The sequence below is a fragment of the Allosphingosinicella deserti genome (assembly GCF_003012735.1).
GTDB lineage: Bacteria > Pseudomonadota > Alphaproteobacteria > Sphingomonadales > Sphingomonadaceae > Allosphingosinicella > Allosphingosinicella deserti.
This window is the reverse complement of record NZ_PXYI01000003.1, coordinates 679558-693188: the sequence shown is the minus strand read 5'-3', so window position 1 is coordinate 693188 and position 13631 is coordinate 679558. Positions and strand designations below refer to the sequence as shown.

General features: G+C 65.9%; 13 protein-coding genes. 7 read left to right on the top strand and 6 right to left on the bottom strand.

Features of this window, described 5'->3' with window-relative positions; genetic code table 11:
* The first annotated feature begins 67 nt into the window (after nt 1-67).
* The gene (locus tag C7I55_RS11520) at nt 68-430 is read left to right on the top strand and encodes an ArsR/SmtB family transcription factor (protein WP_106513042.1); all 363 of its coding nucleotides are present in this window, start codon (nt 68-70) and stop codon (nt 428-430) included.
* Between the two features lie 28 nt (nt 431-458).
* Nucleotides 459-926, top strand: coding sequence for an SRPBCC family protein (locus C7I55_RS11515; protein ID WP_233222162.1), 468 nt, complete (start codon nt 459-461; stop codon nt 924-926).
* A 132-nt stretch (nt 927-1058) separates the two neighbouring features.
* Here the strand turns inward: C7I55_RS11515 and C7I55_RS11510 are convergent, their stop codons facing one another.
* Nucleotides 1059-1916 carry a LytTR family DNA-binding domain-containing protein gene (locus C7I55_RS11510; RefSeq protein ID WP_158266389.1) on the bottom strand — a complete coding sequence of 286 codons (858 nt, stop codon included), beginning with the start codon at nt 1914-1916 and terminating at the stop codon, nt 1059-1061.
* A 73-nt stretch (nt 1917-1989) separates the two neighbouring features.
* Here C7I55_RS11510 and C7I55_RS11505 point away from each other — a divergent pair, with 73 nt between their 5' ends.
* Nucleotides 1990-3234 carry an acyltransferase family protein gene (locus tag C7I55_RS11505; protein WP_106513040.1) on the top strand — a complete coding sequence of 415 codons (1245 nt, stop codon included), beginning with the start codon at nt 1990-1992 and terminating at the stop codon, nt 3232-3234.
* On the opposite strand, the gene C7I55_RS11500 is transcribed toward C7I55_RS11505, so the two are convergent.
* Together C7I55_RS11500 and C7I55_RS11495 are read right to left on the bottom strand one after the other, a co-directional pair.
* The gene (locus C7I55_RS11500; RefSeq protein ID WP_106513039.1) at nt 3173-6277 is read right to left on the bottom strand and encodes a GAF domain-containing protein; all 3105 of its coding nucleotides are present in this window, start codon (nt 6275-6277) and stop codon (nt 3173-3175) included. The genes C7I55_RS11505 and C7I55_RS11500 overlap by 62 nt on opposite strands.
* Before the next feature lie 236 nt (nt 6278-6513).
* Nucleotides 6514-8118, bottom strand: a complete 1605-nt coding sequence (locus C7I55_RS11495; RefSeq protein WP_106513038.1) for a M20/M25/M40 family metallo-hydrolase — start codon at nt 8116-8118, stop codon at nt 6514-6516.
* Between the two features lie 144 nt (nt 8119-8262).
* On the opposite strand from C7I55_RS11495, the gene C7I55_RS11490 reads away from it, so the two are divergent.
* On the top strand, nt 8263-9324 hold the full coding sequence (locus tag C7I55_RS11490; RefSeq protein ID WP_106513037.1) for a glycoside hydrolase family 43 protein: 1062 nt from the start codon (nt 8263-8265) through the stop codon (nt 9322-9324).
* A 4-nt stretch (nt 9325-9328) separates the two neighbouring features.
* On the opposite strand, the gene C7I55_RS11485 is transcribed toward C7I55_RS11490, so the two are convergent.
* Both C7I55_RS11485 and C7I55_RS11480 read right to left on the bottom strand, forming a co-directional pair.
* Nucleotides 9329-10294, bottom strand: coding sequence for a hypothetical protein (locus tag C7I55_RS11485; RefSeq protein WP_106513036.1), 966 nt, complete (start codon nt 10292-10294; stop codon nt 9329-9331).
* Nucleotides 10294-10635, bottom strand: a complete 342-nt coding sequence (locus C7I55_RS11480; RefSeq protein ID WP_106513035.1) for a PadR family transcriptional regulator — start codon at nt 10633-10635, stop codon at nt 10294-10296. The genes C7I55_RS11485 and C7I55_RS11480 overlap by 1 nt, the downstream gene beginning before the upstream one ends.
* 168 nt (nt 10636-10803) lie before the next feature.
* Between C7I55_RS11480 and C7I55_RS11475 the strand changes: the two genes are divergently transcribed.
* From C7I55_RS11475 to C7I55_RS11465, 3 genes are read left to right on the top strand one after another with little or no spacing between them, the layout of a single operon-like run.
* Nucleotides 10804-11310 (top strand): DUF2975 domain-containing protein, encoded by a 507-nt coding sequence (locus tag C7I55_RS11475; RefSeq protein ID WP_106513034.1) that lies wholly within the window; start codon nt 10804-10806, stop codon nt 11308-11310.
* A complete protein-coding gene (locus C7I55_RS11470; RefSeq protein WP_106513033.1) occupies nt 11310-11525 on the top strand; it encodes a helix-turn-helix domain-containing protein in 216 nt (71 codons plus the stop codon). Before C7I55_RS11475 ends, C7I55_RS11470 begins: the two co-directional genes overlap by 1 nt.
* A complete protein-coding gene (locus C7I55_RS11465; protein ID WP_106513032.1) occupies nt 11522-12373 on the top strand; it encodes a hypothetical protein in 852 nt (283 codons plus the stop codon). The genes C7I55_RS11470 and C7I55_RS11465 overlap by 4 nt, the downstream gene beginning before the upstream one ends.
* On the opposite strand, the gene C7I55_RS11460 is transcribed toward C7I55_RS11465, so the two are convergent.
* A complete protein-coding gene (locus C7I55_RS11460) occupies nt 12318-13586 on the bottom strand; it encodes a M20/M25/M40 family metallo-hydrolase (RefSeq protein ID WP_106513031.1) in 1269 nt (422 codons plus the stop codon). The two genes, C7I55_RS11465 and C7I55_RS11460, sit on opposite strands and share 56 nt — an antisense overlap.
* Between the last annotated feature and the right edge of the window lie 45 nt (nt 13587-13631).

The following is a 13631-nucleotide window of genomic DNA, read 5'->3' as shown; positions in this document are numbered from 1 at the left end:
GAGCGCCGCCCGCTTCCGGGACGAGGGGCTTGCAGCGACCAAGAGGGCACGATAGACACTGAACCATATGGTTCAGTTTTCGGATGCTCGCCTCGACGCCTCGTTCGCAGCGCTCTCGGATCGCACTCGGCGCGGCGTTCTCGAGCAACTCGGACGCGCGGACGCTTCGATCAGCGCCCTTGCCGACCGTTTCCAGATGACCCTCACAGGCATGAAGAAGCATGTCGGAATTCTGGAGCAAGCCGGGCTCGTTACGACGGAGAAGGTCGGACGCGTCCGCACCTGCAGGCTCGTTCTCAGCGCCCTCAAGGAAGAGGCGGCGTGGATCGAGCGGCATCGCGAGCTGTGGGGCGCCCGCTTCGACGCACTGGACAGGGTGATCGAAAACCTCAAGGCACAGGAGAAAGACGATGGATGCAAGAGCGAGTGAGCCCATGGCCGTGAGGAACCGCACGAAGGTGGCCCGGAGATCGGATCGCGAGCTGGTGGTGACGCGCCTGTTCGACGCGCCGCCCCGCATCGTGTTCGAGGCCTGGACAAAATCGGACTTGTTCAAGCTGTGGTGGGCGCCGAAATCGTCGGGCGTGCCCTTGCTGTCCTGCGACATGGATGTCCGTGTCGGCGGCGGCTACCGCGTCACCTTCGGCCAGGATGAAGCCAATTCGATGACCTTCTTCGGCAAATATCTCGAAGTCGTCCCGCCCTCGCGCCTCGTCTGGACCAACGAGGAAGACGCAGGAGGTGCCGTGACCACGGTCACCTTCGAAGAACAAGGCGGAAAGACCTTGCTGGTGTTGCACGAACTTTATCCCACCAAGGAGGCGCTCGACGAGTCCCTGCTCGGGATGGAGGACGGCATGCCCGAGCAGTTCGAGCAGCTGGACGCGCTTCTCGCCAGTCTTGGCGCGAGCGCCGGAGGCGCGTAGGCCGGCGACTGCGCTGCGGGTTGACGGCAGAAGAAGGTACCAGCCGTAGGCGCTGGACCGCGCGGGGTGCGGTCCATGGTCCCAACCTTTACGAAGTCGTCGGGATGGGAGTCCGTCCGTGCGGGCATTGGTTCAGGCGCCGGCCGGTTCCCTCTGGGGCACCTCGAAAGCCGCGGCGTAGCGGCGCGAGCCGGGAACTGTGATGCCGCCTGCCAGGGTCAGCTGATGATCGCCGCTGCGAGTTGCGGCAATTGCGGTGATGCGGCGGCGATTAACCAGCCAGGAGCGGTGGGTGCGGACGAAGCCGAGCGGCGCGAGCTGGGTGTGGACGGCGGCGAGACTCGCCCGGGTCAGCGGCTTGCGGCCGTCTTCGAGGTGCCATTCGACGTAATTGCCCGCGGATGACACGGCGAGGATCTCGTCGGGCCGGGCATAATGCGTCCGGGTGCCCTCGCGGATCGAAATCACCGGCGGTTGCCGTGCCCGGGTCGCTGCCGGCGTCGCGGCACGTGGGCGCAGCAGTGCCGCGCTCATGATCGCCGCCAGAATCAGATAGCTCACGCCGTCCTTGGGGAATTCGTAGATCCAGGCACCGAGCCCGCCGAAGCGGTACCGGCTTCCCATCGATGCGTACACCGCAACGCGAAGCAGCACGAAGCTGCCGACGTGCAGCCCGAAAAAGGCGAGCAAGCCGGCGACGTGCCACGCAAGGGCTGCGCCGATCGCCGGCAGCGCGCCAGTGGCCTTGCGGACGATCCGCGCAACGACGGGCAGCAGAACGATGGTCGCGGCGGCGCTCGAGGCTTCCCAGGTCACCACCTCCCAGGCGCGGCCGGCAAGGCCCGGCTGATCGTGCAGGCGAGTCCAGATGTTGATGGCGGCGAAAGCGACCGGCCCGGCTATGCACAAGGCGAAGGCCAAGGGTGGTACGCCGCCCGTCACGCATGCGCGTCCGACTGCCCCACCGTCTCCCCCGTTCGTCCCTGCCACGTCGCCGCTCATGTCCCGGCGATAGCGGAAACGGCGTGGATCTTCGAGAGATGCTCGCTCACGGGAGGTGAGAATGACGGCGACCTCGAAGAACATGGACAGGCGGCTCGACCTCGATTGGATTCGGATCGGCGCGCTCGCGCTGCTGATCCTCTACCATGTCGGCATGGTCTATGTGCCGTGGGACTGGCACGTGAAGAGCCCGCGCCTTCTCGACTGGCTGCAACCCGTGATGGTGCTGACCAACCCCTGGCGGTTGACCTTGCTGTTCATCGTGTCGGGCGCGGCGACGCGTTTCATGCTCGATCGCGCTGCCGCCACGCCTTTTCTCAAGGCGCGTCTGATCCGGCTGACGCCGCCACTGCTGTTCGGGATGCTGGTGATCGTCCCGCCGCAAACCTGGCTACAGCTCGCCGATGCCGGCACCTCCTTGCCCTACGACCAATTCTACGCCGCCTATCTCACCGCGGGCGGCGATTGGCGCTGGCACGGCGCGCCGCTGACCACGCCGACCTGGAATCATCTTTGGTTCGTCGTCTACATACTCGTCTACACGATGCTGCTCGCCGGCACAGTCGCAATCGGGCGCCGGCTGCCTGCAGCGTGGCGGCGTGCCGGCGAACCGCTCGCCCGCCTGCCCTTGTGGCTGGGCCTCGTGCTCATTCCGATCCTCTATTTGACCGGGGTGCGGCTCGTGCTTGCGCCGGTCTACCCGGAGACACATGCCTTGTTCGGCGACTGGACGGTGCATGCGGAGTCGCTGGCGGCATTCCTGTTCGGGTTCGGGACCGCGCGCAGCGCGCGGGTCTGGCGTGCGCTGGCGGCATGGCGCCGCCGCCTGCTGGGCCTCGCGATCTTCGCCTACGCGATCTATGCCGGCTCGCTGATCCTGTGGATGACGGGCACCGCCGACGCCGCTCTTGCCAAAGCGGTGATGCACAGCGTGTACGGACTTGATCAATATGGCTGGACGGCGACGATCCTGGGCTATGCGCATCAGTACCTCGCCCGCGCCGAGCATCCGGCGCGCGCCTATCTGACCCAGGCGATCTTCCCCTGGTATCTGGTTCACCAGACACTGATCATCATGGCCGCGGTGGCGCTGAGGCGCTTCACCTTGCCGATCGCAGTCGAGGCCGCTTTGATCCTGACGGCGACGGTGGGCGGCTGCGTGCTTTTCTACGAACTGGCCCGACGGGTCGGCTGGCTGCGCGTTCTCACCGGACTGAAGCCGCACCCGGCCGCCACCGCGCGTCCTATCCCTCGATCGCCTCACGGATCTTGCGCGCCAGAACGTCCATCTGGAACGGCTTGGTGACGATCGACATGCCGGGATCGAGGTGGCCGTTGCCGATCACCGCATTTTCCGCATAGCCGGTGATGAACAGGATCTTGAGTCCGGGCCGGGCGGCGCGGGCGGCATCGGCGACCTGACGACCGTTGAGGCCGCCGGGCAGGCCGACATCGGTGATCAGCAGATCGATGCGGGCGTTCGACTGAAGAACCCTGAGGCCGGAGGGACCATCGGACGCTTCGATTGCCGAGAAGCCGGCATCGGCGAGCACCTCTCCGACCAGCATCCGCACCGTCGGCTCGTCGTCGATGACCAGAACGACCTCGCCGTCGGCGGCCAGGCCGGGTGCCGGGTCGGCGGTTTCCTCGCTCTCGGCCGGGGCCTGGGCATCGTGGCGCGGCAGATAGAGGCACATGGTGGTGCCCTGCCCCACATCCGATTGGATCCGCACCTGCCCGCCGGACTGTCGCGCGAAGCCGTAGATCATCGACAGGCCGAGCCCGGTGCCTTCGCCGAGCGGCTTGGTGGTGAAGAAGGGATCGAACGCCTTGGCGATCACCTCCGGCGCCATGCCGGTGCCGGTGTCGGTGACGGCAAGCGAGACATAATCGCCGGCCGGGAGATCCTGCTCGCGCGCGCTGCGCTCGTCGAGCGCGCAATTGGCGGTCGCGATGGTCAGGCGGCCGCCGTCCGGCATGGCATCGCGGGCGTTGATGCAAAGATTGAGCAAGGCGTTCTCGAGCTGGTTGGGATCGACCAGGGTAGACCACAGGCCGCGCGTTCCGACGACCTCGACGTCGATCTGCGGGCCGACGGTGCGGCGGATCAGCTCCTCCATTTCGCCGACCAAGCGATCGACGTTCGTCGCCTTGGGATCGAGCGTCTGGCGGCGCGAGAAAGCGAGCAGGCGATGGGTGAGCGCGGCGGCGCGCTGGACCGCGCCCTGCGCGGCAACCGAATAACGCTCGACATCCGTCAGCCGCCCCTGCGCGATGCGCATCCGCATCATCTCCAGGCTGCCGCCGATGCCGGTCAGCAGATTGTTGAAATCGTGGGCGAGCCCTCCCGTCAGCTGCCCCACCGCCTCCATCTTGTGCGATTGGCGGAGCGCATCTTCGGCTTCGAGCAACTGCTCGGTGCGTTCCCGGACGCGCTGTTCGAGCGTCTCGTTCAGCGCCCGCAATTCGGCTTCGGCGCGGACCCGTTCGATATGCGCCCAGGAGCGCTCGGTGACTTCGCGCAGCATGGCCAGTTCGCGCGGGCTCCACTTCCGCGGAACCCGATCGTGGATCGCCATCAGGGCAGTCAGCCGGCCGTCCTTGATCAGCGGCATGCAGATCGTGGCGGCAATCCCGATTCCCTGGAAGGTCGCCGCTTCCTCAGGCGCCAGTTCGGCGAGATTGTCGTTGACGATCAGAGGCGCGCCGGCACCGAGATTTCGAACCGCGAGCACACCGAAGTCGGCGAGGCTGTAATGGCCGACGATGCTCGGCGATCCGGGCGCGCTCCAGTCGCCGCGAATAGTGAAACCGTCCTCGTCCTCGTCCATGTCGGCATACGCGCAATTGGAGACACCGAGATGCTCGCCGAGCAGATGCGTGGTGATCGCCATGATCGCGTCGGCGTCGGTGGCCCGCGCCGTCTCGCGCCCGAGGACATCGAGAAAGGCGAGCCGTTCCGCATTGGCGCGCAACTCGACCTCGGCGCGCCGCCGCTCCACCGCGATCCGGGTGCGCTCGGCGAATTCGCGGATCAGCGCCAGTTCGTCGGAGCTCCACCGCCGCGGCGCCGCGTGGTTGAGGAACAGCAAGGCGACGACGCCGCCCTGCTCGGTGACCGGCATGTTGACGAAGGCCTGAGCGCTGATCGCCTTCAACGAGGCGGCGGTCCCGGCGGTGCGGGGATCCTGATCTGCATCGGACACGACCACCGTTTCGCCGGCCTTGAGATCCTCGATGTAGGATCCGTAGTCGCGGAAATGGAGCAGGCCCGCGATGCTGCCGATCCCCGGCGCGTTCCAGTCGCGCTCGATGCTGATCGTCTCGGCGACCGGGTCGATCGTGCCATAGCCGGCGCGGCTGACCTCCAGAGTACGGCCGAGGATCTCGGCGGCGGCATAGGCGATCGCGTCGGGCTCCTCGATGTCGCGGAAGCGGTCGGCAAGCTCCGACAGCGCGGCGTGCCGGAGTTCGGAATGGCGCCCGACGGTAACGTCGAATCCTTCGCAGAAGACGCCGCCGATGGTGCCGTCCTCCTCGTACAGGGGTGCGTAGATGAAGGTCAGGGCGCGGGTCTCGACCGGCGCGTGCGGACTGCGACGGAAGCTCACCCGCGCGGCGTTGGCCTCGTAGGTCTCGCCGGTGGCATGGACCCGGTCGAGGATCTCGAAATAGCCCTGCCCCTCGATGCTCGGAAACGCCTCGCGGATTGTCCGGCCGACCCAGTCGCCGCTGTTGAACACGATGCGATGGGCGTCGTTGACGAACTCGACGACGTGATCGGGCCCCCGCATGATGATGATGAAGCCGGGCGCCTGCTCGAACAGGCGCCGTTGGCGCGCATGCTCCGCGTCACGGCGGCGCTCGTGGAGCACCTGCGCGGTCGTTTCGGTGCACAGAACGAGGACTCCGCCGACCCTGCCGTCATCATCGATCGGGCTGTAGCTGTAGGTCCAATAGACGTCGTCGAGGCGTCCGTGGCGATAGATCGGGACCTTCTGGTTCTCGCTATATGTCGCCTGCCGCCCGCTCGCCGCATCCTCGATATTCTTGCCGACGAGCGGCCAGACCTCGGCCCAGAAGGTTCGAGCCTCGCCACCGAGCATGGCCGGATGCTTCTCAGGTCCGAGCGCCAGCGCAAAAGCGTCATTGTACAGGCAATGAAGGTCGGGCCCCCAGAAGATCAGCGCCGGGTGCTGGGTGCTCAGCATCAGGCCGACCACGGTGCGCAGCGCCTGCGGCCAACCGCTCGGAATGCCCAGCGGATGTGCCGCCCAGTCATAGTCCCTGATGCGGCGGCCCATTTCGCCGCCACCTGCCAGGAAATCGGCCGTCGCGCCTGTAAGCATGGAAGATTTTACCCCGACACGGCCCCCTTCGGCCGAGTCGGACCATACAGGCAAGCGGGCCCGCCGCCATCCCCGAAGCGCGGGATCGGGTGGTCTCAGTCGGCAGTCGAGCTGCAACGCAGTTAAGGCCGGTGGCAGTGGCTGCCGCTTCACCACCGCCTGCGGCGGCGGTCCCCCTCCCCGAGCGGAGCTCGGGGAGGATCTGGAACACGAACCCGTCGCTTGGCCGCCCAGGCTCAATCGAGACGGTCGGGATCCTCGTAGGAGAAGGGATCGGTGAGCTTGGGCTTGGTCGGCAGCGGCATCGTCGGCAGCGGCTTGTCGCTGTTGGCGGCGGAGAGCAGCACCGACGCGAGGACCACCGCCGCCTGGCGCAGATCCTCCGTGCGCAAATGATCGAACGTGTCGACGTTGGTGTGGTGGACCATCGATCCGTAATCCAGCGGATCCTGGATGAACTGAAAGGCGGGCAGCCCGATCGCGGAGAGGAATTGATGATCGGTGCCGCCGGTGGGGCGCGCCACCACGGTGGAAGCACCCATGCTGGCGAAAGGCGATAGCCACTCGCGCAGCATCGGCACGGCTGCGAGATTGTTCTCGGCGTAGAGGCCGCGCAGCTTGCCAGAGCCGTTGTCGATATTGAAGTAACCGGCGAGCTCGCCATAGCCGGGCAATCTGGTCAGCGGATATTGATCGAGTTTGAAATCGTAGCTCAACGCCGCCTTCGCCGGATCGGGATTGGCCGGGCGACTTGCCAGATGGCGCTCGAGGTAATTGGCCGAACCGTAAAGCCCCTGCTCCTCGCCCGACCACAGGGCGAAACGGATCGTCCGCTTCGGCTTGACCTTCAGCGCAGAGAGGATGCGCGCGGCTTCCATCACCACCGCCGAGCCTGCGGCATTGTCGGCGGCGCCATCCCCGGCGACCCAGGAATCGAGATGTGCGCCGGCCATGACATAGCCGGCCTTGGCGTCGCTGCCGGGCAAATCGGCGAGGATGTTGTAGCCCTTGCTGTCGGAGTCGTCGAAGCGGACGCGGCTGTCGATCTCGAGCCGGACCTCGCCGGCCTTGGCCAGCCGCGCCAGCCGGCGATAATCCTCGGCGGCGATTTCGACAGCAGGCAGCGCCGGTGTGTCGGCGGCGCGGTGAAGATATCCGTTGCCGTGGAGCAGGCCGCCATTCCGCGACGACATCCGCGCCCAGGCGAGCGCGCCCTCGCTCTTCAGGAATGCGTCCAGTTTCTTGGCGAAACTCAGCGCCCGAAACCAGCCGTCTCCGGCTTCATCATCGGTGACCGGCTGGCGATAGACATCGAGCCTGGCGATGTCCGCGTCGGACAGGCGGGTGAAAGCCGGATCTGTGGCATCCTTGGGCGGCGCCGGATAGCTGACCAGAACGATCTTGCCGGCGAGCTTGCCACGCCAGTCGGCGAAATCGGCTTCGCGCTTGATCGGGGCGACGACGATGGGGGCGCTGAGAACGCCGTCGGTCGCGGGAGTCCACGCGATCGGGATCGCACGCAGGGCGAGCGGACGCGGCGCGATCATCCGCACGCTCGACGAGTCGATCGACCAGCCGCGGCCGAATTCGAAACCTTCGGTGCGAACGTTCGACAGGCCCCAGTCGCGGAAGCGCTGCTGGGTCCAGCTTTCGGCGGCGCGCATGGCCGGCGAATTGGTGAGCCGCGGACCGATCCGATCGGTGAGATAGGCAGCCGTGTCGACCACCTCGCCATGGTTCATCGCCTGATCGGCGATGCGATTGATCATCGTCGGGTCGAGCGGTGCGGCAGCGGCCGGGGCGGCCCCGAGCAGAAGTGCGAGGATCGTCAGCGAACGCATTGAAATTTCATCCTCCAGCAAAGGTCGTAACGGCCGCTAAACGAGCTCCGCCGCGCGTACAAGCAGACTGGTCAGGTCTTGACCGGAGCGCGGATATCAGCAGACGCTGCGCTGCGACGGCAAAGGCTGGGAGATGCAAGGGCCATGGGATCGAAGCGGGGCGGGTTCGGCGGAGCGGTGATCGCGGCGGCGCTCGTTTGCGGCGGCGCGCGGGCCGAGAATCCGATCGTGCCCGGCTGGTATGCCGATCCCGAGATCCATATCTTCGACGGGCGCTACTGGATCTATCCGACCTACTCCGCCGACGCGGCCGTGCCGGCAAAGCCCTCGCGGCTCAGCCCGGCCCAGAAGAAACAAAGGCAGGCGCCGCACATCTGGGCGCCGTTCCTCAAGCAGACCTTCTTCGACGTCTTCTCGTCGCCCGATCTCGTTCACTGGACCAAGCATCCCCGGGCACTCGACGTCGAGCGGGTGACATGGGCGGCTTACGCGCTGTGGGCGCCGTCGGCGATCCGCCACAACGGCCGCTACTATCTGTTCTTCGGCGCCAACGACATCAAGTCCGACGCGCAGCTCGGCGGCATCGGCGTGGCGGTGAGCGATCGCCCGGAAGGTCCGTTCGAGGATGCCCTCGGGCGGCCGCTGATCGGCAAGATCCGCAACGGCGCCCAGCCGATCGACCAGATGGTCTTCCGCGACGACGACGGCAGCCACTATCTTTATTACGGCGGCTGGAAGCATTGCAACGTGGTCAAGCTCGCACCGGACCTGCTGAGTATCGTGCCCTTCCCCGACGGCGAAACCTACAAGGAGATCACCCCGGATCCGAACTATGTCGAAGGCTCGTTCATGGTGAAGCGGAACGGGGTCTATTATCTGATGTGGTCAGAGGGTGAATGGACGGGCCCGGACTATTCGGTCGCCTATGCGATGGGTCCGTCGCCGTTCGGGCCGTTCAAGCGCATCGGCAAGATCCTCCAGCAGGACGAGAAGGTCGCCCGCGGCGCCGGCCATCACAGCGTGATCAACATCCCCGGCAGCGACCTTTGGTACATCGCCTACCATCGCAGGCCGCTCGACACGAACGACGGCAATCACCGCGAACTCGCGATCGAGCCGCTGACCTTCGAGGTGGACGGAACGATCCGCCCAGTCGTGATGACCAAGACCGGGGTCGCAGCGCGACCGTTGCGACCCCGTTCCTGAACGATCAGATGCCGGCTGCGGCCAGCTTGGGTCGGAGCAGCTTCCACAGCTCGCCAAGCGCCTGCAGCACCATCATCACTGCGACGACGATCAGCGCGATGCGGACGGCGAGATCGAGGGAGTCGGCGATCGCCGTCGCCTCTCGGGCATCGACGCTGGCGGGCGTCACAATCACCCAGCTTCCAGCGCGGTAGAGCCCGGCGATGATTGCGAGCGCGGCGATCGAGAGTGCGATCGTGAGGATCGCGCGGGCGGTCTTCCAGCGCGGCCGGACCAAAGTGAGGAGCGCGAGCGCGAGCTGCGCGACGGCAAGGAGCAGGATCGGCAGATGGAAATCCGTCCAGATCGGCGCAGAAACGATGCGCACCTGATCGTGCATCCCGAAATCAGGAAAGCCGACGAAGCCGGTCCACCACAGCAGGAAGGCAATGCCGAACCCGACTTCCAGGGCCGCCTCCCATTGGCTTTTCGGCCGGTCGAACACGTCGGGCAGCTGCTTCGGAGTCCAGCGGCGCAGATGGTCCGCGGGGAAGTGATTGCGTTCCAGCACCGCGAACACGATCGTCACCAGTGTTACGGCAAGAAAGAAGAACGACCAGAGATCGTCGCTGGCCCGCGCCAGCGTTTGGAAGGCGGTGCGATCGCCTAACACCAGGCCGATCAGGCTCAGCCCGGTTAGCAATGACGCGCCGACCGCGAGCACGATTTTCATCGTGAACATGTAGAAGGGGTAAGTCTGCGGGCCGATCAGGTATTGATGCGGACGATAGCGCGCGGCGATCACGAGGGGATGCCCGAAATCACGCAGCATGACGCTGGTTTCGTCCTCCGTCAGCCCGCGGCCGAGCCGGTCCTCGCGTTCCTCCCGCCGGCTGTGAAGATCGTCGGCGAGCTCGGCGACGATGTCGTCGGCCTTCCCCTGCGGGAGATTGCGGCGAATGGCCGCGAGATAGCGCTCCAGGAGGTCCATCACTGCTTCCTTTCGGTAAGACGAAGGATCGAGTCGGAAATAGAATTCCATTCTTCGAGAAGCTGGCCGAGCACTCGCGTCCCGTCGGCGGAGAGCCGGTAGAACCGCTTGTTGCGCTTGCCCTCCTCGCGCCATTCGCTGGTCAGCAGGCCTTGGGCCTCAAGCCGCCGCAGCAGCGGGTAGAGTGCCCCTTCCTCGATCGGGAGGCCGGCTTCCTCGAGTGACGCGCGCAATGTGTAGCCATAGCGCTCGACCCGCAGCGCACCGAGCACTGCGAGGATCAGCGACCCGCGCCGAAGCTCGATCCGCAATTTCTCGAACAGATCGTCGTCGTTCGGCAAATGCCGTGCTCCACATCATATGTGCCGCATAGTGTATGTCACACAGTACAATTCGTGGCAAGCTCCGGCTGTGGATATGAGGTCGACGCATGACAATATTGATAAACAGCTTGTTCGATATTGATTTTCGATATAGAAGGCATCGATATTCGGTAAGGAGCTAGAGTAGTGGTCGTTTCGGAATCGCGTGCGATGAAAGCCGTCATCACCCTCTTGCGCGTGCTGATCATCCTCAACCTGGTTGCAGCAGGGTTCTTCCTGCTGCTGCTGGTGGGCAGCTATGCGGACATCGTTCAGACGAAGATTCAGCAAAGCGGCGCAGATGTCTCTCCCGCCGCGCTGCTCGCGAGCGTGCGACTGGTGATGACCATCGGCCTGCTGAGCGTGCCCTTTGCGCATGTGCTCCTCATCCGGCTGAAGGCGATCGTCGGGACGGTTCAGGCCGGCGATCCGTTCGTCGCCGACAATGCCGGCCATCTGAAGACCATCGCCTGGACTCTGCTTGCCCTGCAGCTGCTCGATGTCGGGTTCGGATTTGCGAGCGCGATCGCGGAGGAGCCCTTTGGCTGGACCTTCTCGCTGACCGGCTGGCTCGCCGTGATCCTGCTGTTCGTGCTCGCCCGCGTGTTCGATCACGGCACGCGGATGCGCGAAGAGCTGGCGGGGACCGTCTGATGGCGATCGTGGTCAAGCTCGACGATCTGCTTCACGCCCGCCGCATGACTCTGACCGAGCTTTCGGAGCGAGTCGAAATCACGCCGGCCAATCTGTCGATCCTCAAGACCGGAAAGGCAAAGGCGATTCGCTTCTCGACGCTGGATGCGATCTGCCGTGTGCTCGATTGCCAGCCCGGCGACGTTCTGAACTGGGTAGAGGGAGGGGAAGAATGATGGAGACCGTGATCGGCCGACCCAGGCCACGATCACAGTCGCGGCTGGGAAGCGCACTCACCGGCACTTTCTGGTCGGCGGTCGCCACGCTGAGGCTCGGCCTCCGGACCGTGCCGGCGGCCCCCGCGCTGATGGCGATCGCGATCTTGCCGGAATTCGCCCAGCATGCGGCCGAAGTGCATCTCGGCATGTACGACTCTCGGGCAGCGTTCCGCGCCGCAGGCGACGACCCGCTCCGTTGGGCCTTCGCCTATCCGAAGATCGCCGGCTTCGTGCTCGCAATCCTGCTCGTCGCCCGCTTCCAGGCGCTTGGATCGGTTCGCGAGGCCTTGCTGATCGGCGGCGGCAATCTCCTCCGCCTTGGTTTCGCAATCGGCCTCACCCTCGTTGCAGAACTTCCGTTCGATCGTTTGAAGTCAATGATCGAGCCTCCGGAGATCGACATTGCGCTCGCCCTAGTGTCCGGGCTGATCCAGGCCGGCCTGCTCGTCTACATCGTCGGCGCGCTGCTCGACGATCGCACCAACAGCCTGCGCGGCGCGTTTACCGTGCGCTGGCCGACCGCCCTGCTGATGACCTTCCTCGCTGCGCTCGTGTTCGTGCCCGCCCAGGCCCTGCACACCGGCAATCACGTTGCCGCCTTTGGCCAGCCTGCGCCGATCGTCTGGGGGCTGATGCTGTTCGACAGCCTGTGGGTTGGCATCATGGCCGCCTGTCTCGGCACCGCGCTGGCGGTCGGCTATGCCGCCGGGCCGAGGTGGCGGGGCTGGACGGAGCGGCCCGGCCGCGCCTTTACCGCAGGTCGGCCAAGGCCAGCAGCATCGTCAGCCCCGGCAACATTCCCTTGAGGCTCGCACCCTTCTCCACGTCGATCCACTCGTCGAGCGAATGGGCGCGGCCGCCGCTGCCGCCGGAGCCGATGGTGATCGCGGGAATGCCGAGGCTCATCGGCAGATTGGAATCGGTCGACGAGGCGGTGAGCTCCGGCGTCAGGCCGTGCGCCGCAACCGCCTGGCGCGCGATCTTGACGAGATCGGAGCTCTCGGCCGTGCCGCCGGCGGGACGATCGCCGATCAGCTTGGGGTCGGCGACGACCGGACCCTCGCGAGTCGAGCGTGCCTTGTTCTCGCCGGCGACCGCCGCGGCGACGATGCCGAGGAAGCTCTTCTCGAGCGTCGCAAGCGCCTCGGCGCTGACCGAGCGCATATCGAATTCCATGAAGGCCTGGTCGGGGATCGAATTGACCGAGGTTCCGCCGCCGGTGACGCTCGCCGCATAAGTGGTCTTGGGCGATTTGGGAGGATCGATCTTGTAGAGATCGACGACTGTCTGGCTCATCGCAGTCATCGGATTGACGAGGCCGAACGTGCCGTAGCTGTGGCCGCCCGGGCCCTTGAAGGTCACGCGGTAGCGGCGCGAGCCCACGCCGGCATTGACGATGCGCTTACCGTCGGTGCCGTCCATCGACAGGAAGGTCTTGATCCGATCCTTGTAGCGGCCTTTGCCGAACAGGTAGCGCACGCCGCGGAGATCGCCGGGGCCCTCCTCGCCGACATTGCCGACGAACAGAATGTCCCGGCCGGTCCGCACCCCCGCCGCGCGCATCGCGCGGACATAGCCGAGCAGGACGGCGAGGCTGCGCGTGTCGTCCCCGATGCCGGGGGCGCTTAGGCGATTGCCCTCGCGCTTCACCTTGATCGGGGTGCCGGCTGGAAACACCGTGTCGAGATGGGCGGCGATCGCGACCACCGGTCCGCCCGCCGGTGCGCTGCCGCGCCAAAGGCCCATGACATTGCCCTCCTCGTCCATTTCGACGTCGGCCAGACCGGCGGCGCGCAGCATGTCGAGATAGGCCGCCGCCCGCGCTTTTTCCTCGAAGGGCGGCGCCGGGATCTCGGTCAGGGTGACGATGTCCTGGACGATTCGATCATGCTCGCGGTCGAGGGTCGCGACCGACGTCTTGTAGGCGGCGTGCTGCACCACCTTGGCGACGTTGGCGGCCGCCGCAGCGGCGGGAAGGAAGGCAAAGCCGGCAAGGAGAAGAACGGACGGTTTGAGCATCGTGCACCCTGATCTGGAGACAAAGGACCTGTAGGCCGCCGGCGC